General features: G+C 23.0%; 15 protein-coding genes. 5 read left to right on the top strand and 10 right to left on the bottom strand.

The window, feature by feature from the left end; all coding sequences use genetic code 11:
- The first annotated feature begins 59 nt into the window (after nt 1-59).
- Nucleotides 60-830, top strand: coding sequence for a triose-phosphate isomerase (tpiA, locus tag D9V78_RS01045; protein WP_158350576.1), 771 nt, complete (start codon nt 60-62; stop codon nt 828-830).
- Nucleotides 831-898: 68 nt separating this feature from the next.
- On the opposite strand, the gene pfkA is transcribed toward tpiA, so the two are convergent.
- From pfkA to D9V78_RS01020, 5 genes are all read right to left on the bottom strand, one after another.
- Nucleotides 899-1861 carry a 6-phosphofructokinase gene (gene pfkA, locus D9V78_RS01040; protein WP_158350574.1) on the bottom strand — a complete coding sequence of 321 codons (963 nt, stop codon included), beginning with the start codon at nt 1859-1861 and terminating at the stop codon, nt 899-901.
- A gap of 43 nt (nt 1862-1904) precedes the next feature.
- On the bottom strand, nt 1905-2606 hold the full coding sequence (gene gpmA, locus D9V78_RS01035; protein WP_158350572.1) for a 2,3-diphosphoglycerate-dependent phosphoglycerate mutase: 702 nt from the start codon (nt 2604-2606) through the stop codon (nt 1905-1907).
- Between the two features lie 66 nt (nt 2607-2672).
- Nucleotides 2673-3827, bottom strand: coding sequence for a dihydrolipoyllysine-residue succinyltransferase (gene sucB, locus D9V78_RS01030; RefSeq protein ID WP_158350570.1), 1155 nt, complete (start codon nt 3825-3827; stop codon nt 2673-2675).
- A 16-nt stretch (nt 3828-3843) separates the two neighbouring features.
- A complete protein-coding gene (locus D9V78_RS01025) occupies nt 3844-6540 on the bottom strand; it encodes a 2-oxoglutarate dehydrogenase E1 component (protein ID WP_158350568.1) in 2697 nt (898 codons plus the stop codon).
- Nucleotides 6541-6610: 70 nt separating this feature from the next.
- On the bottom strand, nt 6611-7354 hold the full coding sequence (locus D9V78_RS01020; RefSeq protein ID WP_158350566.1) for a Nif3-like dinuclear metal center hexameric protein: 744 nt from the start codon (nt 7352-7354) through the stop codon (nt 6611-6613).
- A gap of 293 nt (nt 7355-7647) precedes the next feature.
- Here D9V78_RS01020 and fldA point away from each other — a divergent pair, with 293 nt between their 5' ends.
- On the top strand, nt 7648-8169 hold the full coding sequence (gene fldA, locus D9V78_RS01015; RefSeq protein WP_158350564.1) for a flavodoxin FldA: 522 nt from the start codon (nt 7648-7650) through the stop codon (nt 8167-8169).
- Between the two features lie 144 nt (nt 8170-8313).
- Here the strand turns inward: fldA and gap are convergent, their stop codons facing one another.
- Nucleotides 8314-9306, bottom strand: a complete 993-nt coding sequence (gene gap / locus D9V78_RS01010) for a type I glyceraldehyde-3-phosphate dehydrogenase (RefSeq protein ID WP_158350562.1) — start codon at nt 9304-9306, stop codon at nt 8314-8316.
- A gap of 1762 nt (nt 9307-11068) precedes the next feature.
- Here gap and D9V78_RS01005 point away from each other — a divergent pair.
- On the top strand, nt 11069-12070 hold the full coding sequence (locus tag D9V78_RS01005) for a beta-propeller fold lactonase family protein (protein ID WP_158350560.1): 1002 nt from the start codon (nt 11069-11071) through the stop codon (nt 12068-12070).
- Between the two features lie 68 nt (nt 12071-12138).
- Here the strand turns inward: D9V78_RS01005 and bioA are convergent, their stop codons facing one another.
- Nucleotides 12139-13428: an adenosylmethionine--8-amino-7-oxononanoate transaminase gene (bioA, locus tag D9V78_RS01000; protein WP_187306099.1), complete on the bottom strand. Its 1290-nt coding sequence runs from the start codon at nt 13426-13428 to the stop codon at nt 12139-12141.
- 78 nt (nt 13429-13506) lie between these two features.
- Between bioA and bioB the strand changes: the two genes are divergently transcribed.
- Nucleotides 13507-14511, top strand: a complete 1005-nt coding sequence (gene bioB, locus D9V78_RS00995; protein WP_158350556.1) for a biotin synthase BioB — start codon at nt 13507-13509, stop codon at nt 14509-14511.
- Nucleotides 14512-14604: 93 nt separating this feature from the next.
- Nucleotides 14605-15273 (top strand): dethiobiotin synthase, encoded by a 669-nt coding sequence (gene bioD, locus D9V78_RS00990; RefSeq protein WP_158350554.1) that lies wholly within the window; start codon nt 14605-14607, stop codon nt 15271-15273.
- A 54-nt stretch (nt 15274-15327) separates the two neighbouring features.
- Here bioD and glyA read toward each other — a convergent pair whose 3' ends face one another.
- The 3 genes from glyA to rlmN all read right to left on the bottom strand — a co-directional run bounded on the left by glyA (nt 15328) and on the right by rlmN (nt 19105).
- Complete coding sequence (gene glyA / locus D9V78_RS00985) at nt 15328-16581, bottom strand: serine hydroxymethyltransferase (RefSeq protein WP_158350552.1); 1254 nt, start codon at nt 16579-16581, stop codon at nt 15328-15330.
- Nucleotides 16582-16689: 108 nt separating this feature from the next.
- On the bottom strand, nt 16690-17952 hold the full coding sequence (gene hisS / locus D9V78_RS00980) for a histidine--tRNA ligase (RefSeq protein WP_158350550.1): 1263 nt from the start codon (nt 17950-17952) through the stop codon (nt 16690-16692).
- A gap of 85 nt (nt 17953-18037) precedes the next feature.
- Complete coding sequence (gene rlmN, locus D9V78_RS00975) at nt 18038-19105, bottom strand: 23S rRNA (adenine(2503)-C(2))-methyltransferase RlmN (RefSeq protein WP_158350548.1); 1068 nt, start codon at nt 19103-19105, stop codon at nt 18038-18040.
- Between the last annotated feature and the right edge of the window lie 798 nt (nt 19106-19903).

The following is a 19903-nucleotide window of genomic DNA, read 5'->3' as shown; positions in this document are numbered from 1 at the left end:
GAAACTAAGTTATAAAATACTACATAATTAACTTAGTTTCTAATGTAAGGAGTATAATCTTGAAAAGATTTATTATCACGGCAAATTGGAAATTAAATGGAAATAATTTTTTAATAAACAATTTTATTCAAAACATAAAAAATTATTTGTCTAAAAATATTATTACTAATACTATAATTTTTGCACCTCCTATACCATATATTAATAATATAAAAGATCAAATAAAAAATAAACACTTTTTTTTAGGAGCACAAAATGTCGATACAAATTTATTTGGAGCATTTACAGGCGAAATTTCTATTAATATGTTACAAGATATTAATGTTCAATATGTAATTATTGGACATTCTGAACGAAGATTATTTCATAATGAAAGTAATGAATATATTGCAAAAAAATTTCAAATTATTAAATCGAAAAATATGATACCAATATTATGTATAGGTGAAAATATTCAAGAAAAATCTTCTAAAAAATCTGAAATAGTTTGTCAAAAACAACTTGATGTAATATTAAAATTATCTGATGAGAATATATTTAAAAATTCTATCATTGCTTATGAACCTGTTTGGGCTATTGGAACTGGAAAAACTGCCGATATACAATATATTTGTAAAATGCATCAATTTATTAAAAAATATATTACAGAGAATAGTAATGTCCATACCAATGAAATTATAATACAATATGGAGGATCTGTTAATCTCAGTAACATTCAAAATTTTCTAAATATTGATGAAATAAATGGGGTACTATTAGGTAATTCATCTTTAAATTATAATCAATTTATTAAAATCATTGAAATAGTTAATCAAACATATAATAAATAATCATGTACTTTCTTATACAGTACTGTAATTGAAGCGCCGGTGTTTCCCGGCACTTAAAATGCAATATATTAATACAGTTTTTTTGCCATTGTCAACCAATTTTTTTTAATTTTTTTTTTTTTATTGTTAATAGCAATATCTAAATCATAATAGATAATTTTTTCATTTTTAATTCCTAAACATTTTCCTCCATAGCCTTGTAATATCTTTGAAATTGCATAATGTCCCATTCTAGATGCTAAAATACGATCATATGCAACTGGAACTCCACCTCTTTGTATATGTCCTAAAATTGTAGCTCTAGTTTCTTGATGAGTATTTTTTTCAATATATTGAGCCAATTTATCGACATCACAAATACATTCTGTAATTGCTATAATTGCATGTTTTTTACCCTTTTTTATACTTTCTTTGATGTCTTGTAATAGTAATTCCTGTTTAAAATTTGTTTCTGGTAAGACAATAAACTCACATCCTCCTGCAATTGCAGCAGATAAAGTTAAATTACCACAATTTCGACCCATCACTTCAACTATAGAAATACGTTGATGTGAAGAAGATGTATCTCTTAATCGATCAATAGCTTCTACTATAGTTTGTAATGCTGTAAAATACCCAATCGTATAGTCTGTTCCAAAAATATCATTATCAATTGTACCAGGTAAACCAATACATGGTATACCTATTTCTGTAATTTTTTTTGCTCCAATATAAGAACCATCTCCTCCTATAACAATTACAGCATCAATTTTTGCACGTTTTATATTTTGAATTGCTATAGTACGAATTTCATGTTTATGAAATTCGGGAAATCTTGCAGAACCGAGAAATGTACCTCCGCGATTAATAATATTAGAAACACTATTACGATTTAATGGAATCATACGATTCTGATACAATCCTAAATATCCATCATATATACCAAAAATTTCTAGCTGTTCATTTAAACCTGTTCGTACTATAGAACGAATAGCAGCATTCATTCCAGGAGCATCACCACCACTTGTTAATACACCTATTTTTTTAATCATATATTTTTAATTCTTATACAGATATTAAATATAAAATATAACATTATTCATCCTTTAAAAAAGAATATTTTTTTAAGCATTGATCATTAGAAAAATTATATATCATAGGAATTCCAGTTGGAATATGTAAATCAAAGACTTCTTGATCATTTAGATCAGATAAATATTGTATTAATGCTCTTAAGGAATTTCCATGCGCAACAATTAAAATTTTTTTTCCGCTTTTTATATTTGGAAAAATATATTCTTCCCAAAATGGCATTAATCTTTGTAGAGTCAATTTAATGCTTTCAGCAACAGGAATATTATTTTTTTCCAAATTATCATATCTTCGATCATAATATACAGAAGCATGTTTGTTTTTTTCTATACGTGGAGGAATCTCAGTAAAACTCCTACGCCATTTTTGTACTTGATCTGCTCCATATTTCAAAATAATAGATTCTTTGTTCAATCCTTGTAAATCACCATAATGTCTTTCATTTAATCTCCATGTCTTTTTTACTGGTAACCATACTTGTTCTAATTCATATAATATTAACCATAAAGTATGAATTGCTCTTTTTAAAACAGAAGTATAGCAAATATCAAATGTAAAATTTTTTTTTTTTAACAATTTTCCAGCTGATATAGCTTCTTTTATACCTTGTAATGATAATTTTACATCTGTCCAACCTGTAAATTGATTTAATTTATTCCATGTACTTTCACCATGTCGGATTAAAATTAATTGATTTTTCTTCATATACTTCCCCTGGATTTATTGTTCAGTTAATATAAAATGAATTTAAAATAAAAAATATTTTTATATCTATAAATCAAGTAAAATACGAGTAGGATCTTCTAATAAATTTTTTATAGTCTTTAAAAAACTTACTGCTTCTTTTCCGTCAATAATACAATGATCATAAGATAATGCTATGTACATCATAGGAGCAATTTTAATTTTATTATCAATAGCTATTACACGTTCTTGAATAGCATGTATACCCAAAATAGCAACCTGTGGTGGATTAATAATTGGAGTAGATAATAACGAACCAAAAATTCCACCATTAGTAATTGTAAAATTCCCACCTATTAAATCTGATAATTCTAACTTCCCTTGATTACCTTTTGAAATAAAAGATTGAATTTTTTTTTCAATGTCTGATATAGACATGTAATTTACATCTTTTAAAATTGGAGTTACTAAACCTTTGGTTGTTGAAATTGCAATATTGATATCAAAATATTTATAATATACCATTTCTTTATTTTCAATTTTTGCATTTATCATTGGGAAAATTTTTAAAGCTTCTACAGTAGATTTAATAAAAAAAGGCATAAAACCTAATCGTATATTATATTTTTTTTCAAAAATATTTCTATATTTATTACGAATTTTGATTATTTTCTGCATATTAACTTCATTAAATGTTGTAAGCATAGCTGTATTATGCATAGTATGTAATAACTTTTCTGAAATTCTTTTACGTATCATACTAATTGGTACACGTTCTTCACGAAGTGATTCTACTTTAGATATATATTTTTTTTCGTTTTGTTTTAATTGATTTTTTATATTTGATGTAGTGATATTAAAATTACTATTTTTAGCAAGGCTTCTCCTAACTGACGGACTTAATTGAGTAACATAATTTTTAATTGTATCGCTACATATTTTTTGTATTGTCTTGTCTTGCACATTCGTAATATTATGTGTATTATTTTTTTCTATATTTTTCGTTTCTTTAACATATCCTAAAATTTGTTTACTATTAACTATATTACCTTGTTGTTGTAATATTTTTGTTAAAATGCCTTGCACTTGTGACGGAACCTCTAAGATTACTTTTTCGGTTTCTATATCTACTAGTATTTCATCTTGTTCGACGATATCCCCAATTTTTTTATACCATTTAACAACAGTGGCTTGAGTCACTGATTCTGGTAGTTCTGGAACTAAAATATGAATTTCTTTCATATAAATTTTCTCATAATTAAATATTCAAAGCATCAGAAATAATCTGTTTTTGTTGTTTTTGATGTATAGAAATACAGCCTACTGCAGTAGCAGCAGTTGCAGAACGACCAATATATCTCACAGAAATATTTTGAGGTATTATATTTTTTAGTTTATGATATATATAATACCATGCACCTTGATTTTTTGGTTCTTCTTGACACCAGTGAATTTCTTTAATATATGAATACTCATTCAATAACTGTAATATTTCATTCTTTGGAAACGGGTATAATTGTTCAATGCGAATTATAACAATATATTTAATGTTATGCATTTTTAACATGACTAATAATTCGTAATATATTTTTCCTGAACAAAAAATTATTTTTTTTATATTATTATTTTTACTATAATTAATATTTCTTAAGATACATTGAAAACTATTTTTTTGAAGTTCTAAAAAATTTGAGTATGCCATAGAATTCCTTAGTAAGGATTTTGGAGTAAAAATAATTAATGGCATATAAGTCAACGACAAAGCTTGTTGCATTAAAATATGATACATTTGTGCTGCAGTAGAAGGAATACAAATTCTCATATTATTTTGAGCAGATAATTGTAAAAATCTTTCCAATCTTGCTGAAGAATGTTCTGGACCCTGACCTTCATACCCATGAGGTAAATATAATATTAATTTTGATTTTATACCCCACTTTTGTTCTCCAGAGCTGATAAATTGATCTATAACAACTTGTGCTCCATTAACAAAATCACCAAATTGTGCCTCCCATATATTAATTGTATTATGTGAATCAATAGAATAACCATATTCAAATGCTAATATCGCTTCTTCTGAAAGTGCAGAATTACAAATATGAAATTTGCTTTTGCAATTTTTAATAGCTTGTAAAGGAATATAACTTAAACCAGTATTCTGGTCATATAATATGGAATGTCTATGAAAAAATGTACCTCTTCCAACATCTTCTCCCGATAATCTACATGATATTCCGTGAGATAATATATTTGCATATGCAAGATTTTCAGCAGAACCCCAGTCTAATAAATTATTTTCAGTAAACATTCTTTTACGTTCTTGATATATTTTTAAAACACGTTCATGTACTATAATGTTATCAGGTATATTATTGATTTGTAAAAATAAATTTTTTAAATTAATTTTCTTTGAAATTATATTTCCAGCGTGGTAATTTTTTTTATTTGTATTTTTTATGCTTGGTTGCATACTTAATAAATCAATTTTTTTTCTTGTAGTAATAATTGTATTATTAAAATAATTCATATCAATGATATTTTTTAATTCTAAATGTTTAGCATATATTTTACATACTGTTGGATGTTGTTGAATACTTTGATACATTATTGGTTGTGTTACATTAGGATCATCTGCTTCATTATGCCCTCTTCTACGATAACAAAAAAGATCAATAAAAACATCTTTTTTAAATTTATATTTAAAATCTAATGCTAGTTTTGTAATGAAAATAACAGATTCCGGGTAATCTGCATTAACATGAAAAATCGGTATTTGTATCATTTTTGCAACATCTGTACAATATCGGCTAGATCTTATATCTTTTACACTTGACGTAGTAAAACCGATTTGATTATTTATAATAATATGTAAAATACCTCCAACAGTGTAATTTCTAGTGTTTGAAATATTTAATAATTCTTGAATTACTCCTTGACCTGTAATAGCAGCATCTCCATGAATATTGATTGGTAATATAACATCTGTATTAATTTTTTCAAAACTATCAATATATGCACGGGCAGCACCCATAATAACTGGATTAATGATTTCTAAATGAGAAGGATTAGGTTTTAAATCAATTTCTATACATTTATCTTTTATGTGTAATTGAGATTTTATACCACAATGATATTTTGCATCTCCAGTACCTTGATACGGTATATATTTTTCAGAAAATTCAAAACATAAATCATGTATCGGTTTATTTAAAATATTTACTAAAACATTTAATCGTCCTCGATGAGCCATTCCAATTATAATTTTTGAAGTTAATGTATTATATGTATAATTTATTATATTTTTTAAAACAGCATTTAATATTTCACAACCTTCCAAAGAAAATCGTTTTGCACCTGGAAATTTAGTATGTAGATACTTCTCAAATATTTCAGCTTGAATTAATGTATTTAATAGATCTTTTTTTTCTTGTTTTGGTAAAGTAAATGTTAAAAATTTATCTTCTATATATTTTTGTATCCACATTCTTTCCTTAACGTTATCAATGTGCATATACTCAATTCCAATAGATTGGCAATATATATTAATAAATTTTTGATATATTTTAAACAATTCTTTATTTTTTAGTATAATTGAAATATTTTTTGGAATATTGTTTTGTAAACAAAAATCTTTAAATATTTTGCTATATAATTCATTTTTACCTTGAGATTGCTGTAATGGATTTAAATAAGAATATTGATGTCCATACATTCTAATAAAATTTAATAACTGAATAACCTGAAAATTATTCTGATGATTTAAAATATAGTTTATATTTTCTGTATTAATATTAAATTCATCCCTCTGATAAGTTGGATTTTTAATAAAAAAATTTTTCCAGTAATCAGAAACTATATTAGGATTTTTGATAAATTCTTGGTAAATATTTTGAATATATATTTCATTTGTGTATGTATAATTAATAATTTGATTGTTTGAAAAAATTTTTTTCATATCACCCCTATTCAACATAAACAGTAAAACATAAAAATAATATTTTTATATAATTAAAAATAATCTTTTTTTATACTGGATTATTTATATAAACAAATTTTGTATGCAAATGATATTTTTTCATTAACCATTTCCCCAATGCTTTTACTCCATCACATTCTGTTGTATAATGTCCTAAAGAGAAAAAATGGATATTATTCTCATTAGCGTAATGCATAGTATCTTCAGAAGCCTCTCCAGTTAAAAATGCATCTATTTTAATATTCTGTAACGATTTAATAAATTCTTGTCCTTTTCCACTACACCAAGCAATTGTAGAAATTAAATTATTTTGATTATGCTCAAATACAAGCGGTGTTTTTTTAAATTTTTTTTGTATCGTTTTTGTTAATTCTTGTACTGTAACAGCAGAAGCAAATTGACCCCATAATACTATATCTGATATTTTACCTAATATATGAATATGTAATTTTTTTGCAATTTGTGCATTATTACCTAATTTGGGATGTACATCTAAAGGTAAATGCCAATTATATACATTAATATTATTTATTAAAATTGATTTTAAGCGATTTTTTTTATTTTTTAAAATTTTTAGACATTCATTTTTCCAAAAAAAACCATGATGTACAATAATAGCTTGTGATTGTTCTTCTATAGCAATATCAATTAATTTTTGGCATATACTCACACCTGTAATAATTTTTTTTATATTATTTGTACCTTCAATTTGCAAACCATTAGGTATGTTATCATAAAATAAGTGATTTTTTAATTTTTTATTAATAATTTGCTCTAGTTGATAATTATTCATGTTATTAATTTTTCCACTGATAATATTTATCGCAATATATCCAATTTTAATATATATAAATATTTTATGTAAATATACTTATATTTCATATTTATTTTTTATATTATAAATAATAAATTTATATATATAAGATATAAACTTTATTTAAAATGTATTTAATATATAATATTTTTTAAAATTAACATATATTTAACAAAATAAAAAATTTATAAATTTATATAATATTTCACAAAAATATATAAAAATATAATTATTTTTAATAAAATATTTTTAAATTGATTAGGAAAAAAATCATGAAAAAAATAGGAATTTTTTTTGGAAGTGATACTGGTAATACCGAAAAAATTGCTAAAAAAATTCATAATATAATTGGACCAGAACAATCAGAAATTTATGATATCGCTAATGCTACAATAGATGATATCAAACGTTTTGATATTCTTATGTTTGGTATACCTACTTGGTATTACGGTGAATTACAATGTGATTGGGATGAATTTATTTTGGAATTAAAAAAAATGAATTTTAAAAACAATATCATTGCACTATTTGGATGTGGAGACCAAGAAGATTATAGTGAGTACTTTTGTGATGGTATGGGTATAATATATAATATTTTGAAAGAAAGAAATGCAAAAATCATTGGTACATGGCCTAAAGATGGTTACCAATTTGAAGCTTCTAAAGCTCTTATTGATAAAAATAATTTTGTAGGATTGGTCATAGATGAAGATAGACAACCAGAAAAAAGTAAAATGAGGATTCAAAACTGGATAAAACAAGTATTACTTGAATTGAAAAAAATATCAATATAAATTTTTATTTTTTTTAATAAAAAATCTATACTGATTAAAAATTTTATTGTAATATATGCAATATTTTTAAAAATGTTCAAGACATACAGCATGTCTTTATTTTATAAACAATTAAACATGCTGTGCATAATATAAACAAATTATTTAAGCAATTAAATTAACTAAATCTAATACTTTACTAGAGTAACCTGTTTCATTATCATACCAGGAAATTAATTTTACAAAATTATTATTCAAACATAATCCTGCTTTTTCATCAAAAATGGATGTTTCATGGCATCCATTAAAATCACTGGATACTACATCTTCATTAGTGTAACCTAAAATATTTTTCATATCTTTTAATGCAGCATTTTGAATCACTTTACAAATATTTTTATAATTTGTTTTAGTATTTAATTTTACTGTTAAATCTACCACTGAAACATTTGGCGTAGGTACGCGGAATGCAATACCTGTTAATTTTCCCTGTAATTCTGGTAATACTTTACCAACTGCTATAGCAGCACCTGTCGATGCCGGTATAATATTTTGTAAAGCTCCTCGACCTCCTCTCCAATCTTTTTGGGATGGAGAATCAACTGTTTTTTGAGTAGCTGTCGTAGCATGTACAGTAGTCATTAACCCCTCAATAATACCAAAATTTTCATGTATTACTTTAGCTAGAGGTGCTAAACAATTAGTTGTGCAAGATGCATTAGATACAATTTTTTCATTAGAATATTTATGAAAATTTACACCATTAACAAACATAGGGGTATTATCTTTAGGAGGAGCTGTAATAATTACTTTTTTTGCGCCTGCTAAAATATGTTTTTGAGCACTTTCGGTTGTTAAAAAAATTCCAGTTGATTCAATAACAACGTCGGTTTGTATATTATTCCAAGGAATATTTTTTGGATCACGTTCTGAAAAAATTTTAATTGTTTTATTATTTATGATTAAATCATTATTTTTAATTTTGATTGTTCCAGAAAATCTACCATGTGTAGAATCTAATTTTAACATATATGCTATATAATTTACATCAAGTAAATCATTAATCCCTACTACTTCAATATTAGGTCTTTGTTGTGCAATTCTAAATACTATTCTACCAATTCTACCAAATCCATTAATACCAATTTTAATTGTCATATCATTTAACCTTATATAATATATTTTTCACAAGTAAATATTTAAATTTATCATTCATTAAACAAAAAACCGATTTTTAATTATATCATTTTTATTAATACATTTTTATTTATATTATCCATAAATAATTATACAACACTAGTATATATGTTTGCAATGTATTTAATTATAAAGATTAAAAAATATATTGAAAGGCATGAAAAGATTTTTCATCGTACATATACATACTCCTAAGTGAATATTAAAATTAGATATTAAATCATATAATGATATTTATAAAAAACTTAAACATTTCATATCAAAAATTAGAATTATATTTTTAATCATTAAAATATCCAATGAAGAAATAAATTTTTATTTTAATATACTGAAAAATTTTATTAAATAAATTAAAAATGTATAAAATGAAAATAAAAAGATTTAAAAATATCTTGTTAACATTATATTAAGATTACAGTAAGATGTAAATAAATTATTTATATAATAAAAATAATCATATATCATAACTATTCTGATGAAATGAGTATATTCTACATTAAAATTATGTATAAAAAATTATTTTATAATTTAAATAAAATAATTTATTTTGATTTATTAAAAAAATAAATCTATAATAGATTAAGGTAACATATTTAAAATTTCTAAAAGTAGATATATATTTATATTAACCGAAATATTTATTCAAAAATAATATATAAACTATATAATATTATAATGTTATAAATTATTACTGTTTTTTATTTAAAAAATATATAATCAATTATAATCTTTTAAAAATTATTATAATATTAAAAAATGATATATTTTCTTTTCATTTTTAATTTATAGATTACATAATATTGATCATTTCTCTAATCGCCGAGAAAAGGATTACAAAAAATAAAAGTAACAATAAATGATATATTAAGAATATCTTATAAAATTTATATAGTCTTTTTATAAAAAAATTAAATTTTTTATATAATATAATTATTTAAAAAAATTATAAAATGACAAAAAATTATTGATATTTTAAGTAAATATTCAATAAAATTAAATTATATAAATAAATAGAAATATTACAAACATAGAATATAAAATTTTATTCATAATGATATATTTTAAATAAGTTACAATATTTCTTACTAATATGTATCTAAAAACGTTTAAAATAATCTACATAGTAAAAATATAAAAATAATTCACAGAAAGATAATTTAATAACAAAAACATATATAATATTTTAAATAAGAAAGATCACAAAGAACCATATCAACACTAATAATTATTATATTTAATGTTACATTAAATATTTTAATATTAAGAATAAGTATGTATGTTTAATTAGTTCAAATAAATAAAAGTGTAAGATAAATTTATCAACTTTTATTAAATTGATTAATCTATATCAAGTAGATTTTTATTAAATAAAAATTTTATACAAATATCTTAATTAAATTAGAATAAATCATTAAAAATCACATGTAAAAATACTTATTTATTTAAGTGATTTAAAAAAAATGAGATAATCATTGTAGTGTACATTACAAAAAATAAAAATCTTACAAAAATTGATACTTATATATATTACAATCATAACTTTTTAAAATACTATTCATTATTTTGAATCGAAAATATTCAAAAAAATAAAAAATAAAAATTTTAAAAAATTTCAATTTTAATTTTAATTTTAAAAAAAATAAATAATATCAATATTAATGTATGATTAAAATCAATATACAACAGTAATAGTAATTATAAAAAAATTATTTTAAGGTATATTATGAAACAAATAATTTATATTGTATCAGCTGGCACCCAATCTATTGAAGTTTGGAAATTATTATATACAGGACAAATGGAATTAATACAAAATATATATACCGAATGTAATGAAGGACAACCAATAACAATTTCAAAAAAAAAAAATAAATTATATATTGGTATACGACCAAAATTTAAAATTTTAATATACGATATTTTATGCAATGGCAAGTTAAAAAAAAAAGGAGAAGTAATTATTCCACATAGTCCAAATTATCTTCTTACAGATCATAAAGAAAATTTCTTATTTTGTAGTTATTATCATGCTAATTGCTTTAGTGTAAGTAACATTGATAATCAAGGTATTCCAAGTGAACCAATACAATATTTTAATAACATTTTAGGATGTCATGCAGCAAAAATTGATATTTCGAATCAATTAATACTTGTAACATCTTTACTAAAAAATCGTATATATTTATTTGAACTAAATAAAAAAAATATATATCCATTAAATCTTTTGAAATATTTTAACTGTCTAGAAAAATCTGGACCAAGGCATATTATATATCATAATAATAAAAATTATGCTTATAGCATTAATGAATTAAATGGTACAATAGACGTTTGGAAAATTAATATAATACAAAAAAGTATTATAAATATTCAAAATATTAGTCTAATACATTCCGAATGTAATAATAAAAAATTTTGGTCTGCAGATATTCATATAACGTCATGTAATAATTATTTATATGCATCAGATAGATTACACCATACAATAACTATTTTTAAAATATTATCAAATTATAAATTGGATTTAATCAATCAAATCAACACCGTTAAACAACCAAAATCATTTACTATAGATTACAATAGTCAATATTTGATTGTTGCAGGGCAGGCATCTAATACTGTCATAGTATACAATATTTCTAAAAAAAACGGTTTACTAAATCAATTATATGAATATTCAGTAGGTAATAATCCAACATGGATTATAACACATCAGATACTTTAATATTTTTAAATATTAAAGTTACTATATCATATTCAAGATATAGTAGCTTATAATAATTATAAAAAAATTTATAAAATAAATAACGAATTGTTTTGAATAGCAGATTTAATTGATTGAGTTAATTTATCCAAATGTATATTTTGAACAATATATGGAGGTGTCAAATAAATAATATTTTTAAATGGTCTAATCCAAACCCCATAGTTTATAAAAAATTTTTGTATCAGTTTTAGATTAACATGATGATAACATTCAACAACAGCAATAGCACCAAGAATTCTTATATCTATAATTCTAGGGTGTTTAATTAACGGAAACAATTTATTTTTAAAATATTTTTCAATATATTCAACTTGTTTTTTCCATACATTTTTTCTTAGTAAAGAAATATTTTTTCTGGCAACAGCACACGCTAAAGGATTTCCCATGAATGTTGGACCATGCATAAATTTATAGGGATAATTTTTACTAATAGTATAAGCAATCTTTTTAGTAGTGATAGTTGCTGCTAAAGTCATCATACCTCCTGTTAAAGCTTTTCCTAAACATAATATATCTGGAACAATATTAGCATGTTCGTATGCAAACATTTTTCCTGTTCGTCCAAATCCAGTAGCTATTTCATCTACAATTAACGGAATTTTATATATTTTACATAACAGTCGTACTTGTTTTAAATATTCTATATTATAAAATTTCATGCCGCCTATACCTTGAAGTATAGGTTCTAAAATAACACCTGCAATTTTTTCTTGATTACATACCATAAAATTTAAAAAAGAATAGATATCATAATTATGCCATTTTTTTATAAATGACAATTTTGGTTCTTTTGCAAAAAAATGTTTTGGTAATATTGTATTATATAATCTATGCATAGAGTTTGTTGGATCGCATACTGAAACAGCAGAAAATGTATCGCCATGATATCCATTACGTATAGTTAAAAAAAATTTTTTATTATTTTTTTTTTTATTCCAGTATTGTATTACCATTTTCATAGCAACTTCAATAGCAACAGAACCTGAATCGCATAAAAATATACATTGTAATTTTTTAGGTAAAATTTTTAGCAATTCTTTACATAACATAATTGCAGGTTTATGTGTTATACCCCCAAACATAACATGTGAAAAATTATCAACTTGTTTTTTTAATATTTTAATTAATTTTGGATTATTATATCCATGTATTGCCGACCACCAAGAAGACATACCATCAATAACTTTTATACCAGATTGTAATGTGAAATATACTCCACATGTTGATTGTATTTCATAACAAGGTAATGGACTAATTATGGAATCATACGGATGCCAAATGTGTTTATTATTAAATAACAGGTTATTTTGTGTCATAATTTTATATTATTTTAAAATATTTAATGTTTTATTATAAATTGTATACTTTAATGTAATACATTTTTGGGATCTCATATGAAAAAATTATGGAAACGATATGAAGTACAAGAGTTATTTCAAAAACCATTTTTAGATTTAATGTTTCAAGCACAAAAAATACATCGTAAACATTTTGATCCTAATGAAATACAAATTAGTACTTTATTATCTATAAAAACAGGTTTATGCCCAGAAGATTGTAAGTACTGTGCACAAAGTTCACGATATAAAACAAAAATAACGAATGAACCACTGCTAGATATGTCCAAAATATTAGATGCTGCAAAAAAAGCTAAAAAAATAGGATCTAATAGATTTTGTATGGGTGCTGCATGGAGAAATCCTAAAGAAAGAGATATGCCATATTTAATTAAAATAATCAAAAAAATTAAAGATATGGGTATGGAAACCTGTATGACATTAGGAAGTATTAATATAAGTCAAGCAAAAAAGTTATCTCAAGCTGGACTTGATTTTTATAATCATAACTTAGATACCTCTCCTACATTTTATAAAAAAATTGTTACTACACGTACATATCAAGAACGATTAAACACATTGGATATTATTAGAAAATCAGGAATAAAAATATGCTCTGGAGGTATATTAGGTTTAGGAGAAAAAATAGATGATCGTATAGACCTATTAATGCAATTATCCAACTTAGATCAACCACCAGAAAGTATACCAATGAATATGCTAGTAAGAATTCCGGGAACCCCACTAGAAAAAAATAAAAATATAAATGATGTAGATTTTATAAAAACTATTGCAGTTACTCGTATTATGATGAATAAGTCTTATATTAGATTATCAGCTGGTCGTGAAAATATGAGTGAAAATATGCAAACTCTTTGCTTTATGGCAGGTGCAAATTCAATATTTTATGGATGTAAATTATTAACCACTGGTAACCCAAAAGAAGTAGATGATGTAAGATTATTTAAGAAATTAGGATTACATGCTAAAAAATTTTTTATACATCATACTGAAAAAAATGATATCTATAACAATAAAAAATATTATAATGCTATGAAATAAATAATTTCGAAAAATTTTAAAACATAATAATTCTACCTATTTTACGTAGGTAGCATATAAAATTTATATATTCATTTAAAATAAATATACACTATGATAAAAAAATGGTTTATTACAGGAACAGATACTAATGTAGGAAAAACAATAGTATCTATTATTTTAATTAAAAAAGCTAAAAGGTTAGGTTTAACAGCAATAGGATATAAACCAATTTCTAGCGGTTGCAGAAAAACTATAAAAGGTTTACAAAATTCTGATACATTACTTTTACAAAAAAATAGTACCATACAATTAGATTATAAAATAATTAATCCATATGCTTTTTACCATGCAATACCTCCTGTTTTTTTAAATAATAAGAATTATAAAATTAATTTTTATACACTTTCTAAAAAATTACAGTATATAAAAAAAAAAGCAAATTGTATTATCATCGAAGGTATTGGTGGGTGGTGTACTCCAATTTGTATAAAAAATAATTTATCAGATTGGTTAAAAAAAGAAAATATACCTGTAATTTTAGTGATTGCAATTAAACTGGGATGTATTAATCATGCCATATTGACAACACAATCAATTTTACAATCAGGTGTAAAATATGTTGGATGGTTTGCTAATTGTACTACTCCTGAAAAATATATACTGAACTATATTTATATAATTAAAAAATATATTTCGGCACCATTTTTAGGAATAATACCTTATATAAAAGATATCAATTACATTCCTGAAAATAAAATAGATATAATTTTACCACCATAAAATTCAATGACAAAATATAGTTATGTATATATATTCATAACTATATTCAAATTTTTATTTATATACAGGATATTTTTCACATAATTCTAATACTTGAGTTTTAATATTTAGTATCTTCTCTAATTTTTTATGATTATGAATAATATCCACTATCCAATTTGTTACAATTGTTGCTTCTTCTTCTTTAAAACCTCGACGAGTAATAGCTGGTGTACCAATACGAATACCTGATGTAATAAAAGGACTATTTTTATCATTTGGAACACTATTTTTATTTACAGTAATATTTGCTAACTCTAAAATATTTTCTACAAATTTTCCAGTTACATTTTTATTTGTCAAATCTATTAAAAATAGATGATTATCAGTACCACCAGAAATAATTTTAAAATTATGTTCTATAAAAATTTTAGACATAATTTTAGCATTTTTTAATATTTGTTGTTGATACTTTTTAAAAGAAGGATGCAATGCTTCTCGAAACGCTATTGCTTTTGCTGCAATAACATGCATCAATGGACCACCTTGAATTCCTGGAAATACCGCAGAATTAATTTTTTTATACAAAACTTCATCATTTTTTGATGAAAGAATTAAACCACCTCTAGGGCCAGATAAAGTTTTATGAGTTGTTGTAGTAACAACATCAGCATATTTTATTGGATTAGGATATAAATTTACTGCAACTAATCCCGCAACATGAGCCATATCAGCTAAGAAATATGCACCACATGAATCAGATATAGAACGAAATTTTTTCCAATCGATATATCTTGAAAACGAAGAAAATCCACCAATAATCATTTTAGGTTTATATTTTTTAGCCAGTTTTTCTATATTTAAATAATCGATATCTCCAAATTCATTTAAACCATATGTAATTGTATTGTATATTTTACCAGAAACATTTATTGATGCTCCATGCGTCAAATGACCACCATGTGATAAATCCATTCCTAAAATTGTATCTCCGGGATTTAATAAAGCTATAAATACAGCAAAATTTGCTTGAGAACCAGAATGAGGTTGTACATTAGCATAATCTGCATGGAATAGTTTTTTCGCTCGGTCAATTGCTAATTGTTCGATACAATCAACAAAGTCACAACCTCCATAATATCTTTTTCTTGGATACCCTTCAGCATATTTATTTGTTAATAATGATCCCTGTGCTTGCATAACTGCAATGCTGGCATAGTTCTCAGAAGCAATAAGTTCAATATGTTGCTCTTGTCGATCAATTTCTTTAGTGACATAATCCCACAGTTCTACATCAGATTGTATATTTATTTTTTTATATTGAAACATATATTTGTTTCCTTATAACTATTACAAAATTTTATATAGTAAAAATTTTTTGAAATAAAATATATAAGTATTATTTTATTATTCTTAATGTTATTCGATTACATGTAATTATGTAAAAATAGTTGTAATGATTTGAATTACATGATTTTGGTGAGTTGTTTCATATCTTTTACTTTGAATATCATATATATTAATTAAATTATTCGTTCTCATAAATAATATAATTTTTGTATCATATTTATGAACATTTTTTAATATTTTTTTAAACTGTATAGATGCAAATTCTAATAATATTTTCAATGTAGGTAATGTATTTCGGATATTTTCTGATAAAAAAAATGCTTTATTTTTAATACTGATATCACTAAAAAAAACTATAATATCTATATTTTTTTGATAAATATGAGAAACATTAACAGATTGTAATAATAATAATAATCGATCCATTCCAATAGCTAAACCAGCGGCTGGAATATCAGGTCCTAACAATCTTTTCACTAATGTATCGTATCTTCCTCCAGCACATATAGTATTTTTTGACCCTAAATATTTTGTCTTCCATTCAAATACAGTATTATTGTAATAATCAAGTCCTCGAATTAATTTATAATTTACAGTGTATGGAATATTAAAATCTTTAATTAAAGCACATAATTTTTCAAAATTTAATATTGACCGTGAATTAATAAAATCTAATAAATTTGGAGCTTTGAGTAATAAATTTTGTATATGTATATTTTTACTATCTAAAATCCTAATAGCATGATTATCAAGATATTTTAAGCTTTTTTTATCTAAAATAGATATATGCTTTTTAAAAAAATCTTTTAACATCATTTGATATCTATTTCTCTCACAAACAGAACCGATAGAATTAATTTCTAATGTTAAAAATTTGGTTAAATTTAATTTTTTCCAAAATTTATTTATTAAAATAATTAACTCTATTTCTATATCTGGTTCTAAAAATCCAAATGTTTCAATACCAAATTGATAAAATTGACGATAACGTCCTTTTTGCGGACGCTCGTATCGAAACATAGGTCCATGATACCACAACTTTGGTTTTTTATGATATAACAATTTATGCTGAATAACGGATCTTACACAGCTTGTTGTCCCTTCTGGACGTAACGAAAGACTAGAACCATTTTTATCATCAAATGAATACATTTCTTTTCCAATAACATCAGTCATTTCTCCTATAGAATTTTTAAATAATATAGTTTTTTCTAGTATAGGGAGTTTAATTTCATCATAACCATAATTATATAATATTTTTTTTAATATATCTTCTATTTGATTCCATAAAATTGTATCTTTTGGGAGGTAATCATGCATACCTTTTACAGATTGAAAAATATAATTCACATATTATTCCTATGTTAAAAAATAATATATATATATTAAATATATCATTGATATAATATATATAATAAAAATCATCTATTATATTTCAATATACTAATCCAGTTAATTGTCCACACGCAGCTTGAATATCTTGTCCACGAGGTTTACGTATAGTAACAAAAAAACCATGTTTCATCAAAAAATTAGAAAATAAATTCATTTGATAAAAACTACTACATGAAAAATTTACATCTGGAAGATAATTCCAGGGAATAAGATTAATTTTACTAGGTAAATTTTTTAATATTTTTATTAATTCTTTCGCGTGTTGTATTGTATCATTTATATTCTTTAACATAATATATTCAATAGTAACCCCTTTTCTATTTAGTCTAGATCGTTTTAAAAATTTTTCAACTGAAGATAATAATAATTTAATGTTATATTTTTTATTTATTGGCATTAATTGATTTCGTAAAATATCATTCGGTGCATGTAATGAAAGTGCTAATTTAACATCAAATATATTAGATAATTTATTTATTGCAGGTACTATACCCGCTGTTGATAAAATCACTTTCTTTTTCGGAATATGAAAACCATGTTTTGAAAATATTATATTTAATGTTTTAAATACGTTATTAAAATTTAATAAAGGTTCTCCCATGCCCATAAATACTATATTAGTAATCGGGTACCTGAAAATATTTTTATCATATTTCATTTTATTGTATATAACCCAAATTTGACCAATCATTTCTGAAACTAATAAATTACGTTTAAATCCTTGCATACCAGTTGCACAAAATTTACATCTTAATATGCATCCTACTTGTGATGAAATACATAATGTGCCACGATTATTTTCGGGAATATATACTGTTTCAAAAACTCCGTTATCAGCAGAAAAAATCCATTTAATTGTATGATCAGAAGAAATTATTTCTTTAGTTGCAATAGGAAACTGAATCACACTGATATTTTTTAATTTATTTCGTAAACTTAACGGTAAATTAATCATATTGTCAAAATTGTTACATAAACGTTGATAAATCCAATACATAATTTGATCAGCACGAAATTTTTTTTCATTTATTTCATACATAAAATTCTGCATCGTAAAATGGTCATAATTTATTAAGTTTATTTTTTTATTTTTTTGATTATATAACATAAGACTCGTAATAAATAAAATTTTAAAATTTAAAAATCTTTATCATAAAAATCTGTATAACATTGATATAATAAAAATATATGTTATTGAAATATTTAATAAATATTTTTATAAATATATAGTAACTAATATTTTATAAAAATATTTGTAAAATAATATTATAATAAATTTAATTATTATTAAAAATTAATCTAACTTGTTTAAATTATTAAATAAAGTTAGTTTAACAGTAATATATAATTTATGAATACATATAATAATTTTTCTTGAATAAATTTTTGATATTTAAAATCATAAATACTAATAATGAACAAATTATATAGATTATATATTAAAAATTTTTATCATATTATAAATAAAAAATTTATAAATACATCATTTGTAAGTAGATTATAATAAATAACATCAATTTTTATAAGAAATATTATTGAATTAATAAAAAAAACAGTATAATCAACACATTTCAATTTCTTGGAATATGTTGTTTAGATTCAAAAATAAAGCACATTAGTCTTTTTATAAAAATATGAAAATACATAAATAAAATAATGCAATCATAAATTGATATAATTATAATATACATTTGTTATATTTCATTTTACAAACTGATGTTTTGAAAAATTTTGACAAAAATTATTTACATAATTTAATTTGTTGATATTTTAATTAACATTTGGAAAAATTTCACATGTATTATAAAATATGATGCAAATATTTTATGAAATTCTCATTAATAATATAATTAATTCTGTAAAAATAATATACTAATATATAAAAATTAATATTAATATTATAAAA

The organism is Buchnera aphidicola (Sarucallis kahawaluokalani) (genome assembly GCF_005080725.1).
Lineage (GTDB): Bacteria > Pseudomonadota > Gammaproteobacteria > Enterobacterales > Enterobacteriaceae > Buchnera_L > Buchnera_L aphidicola_AF.
This window is presented reverse-complemented; position numbering and strand designations above follow the sequence as displayed.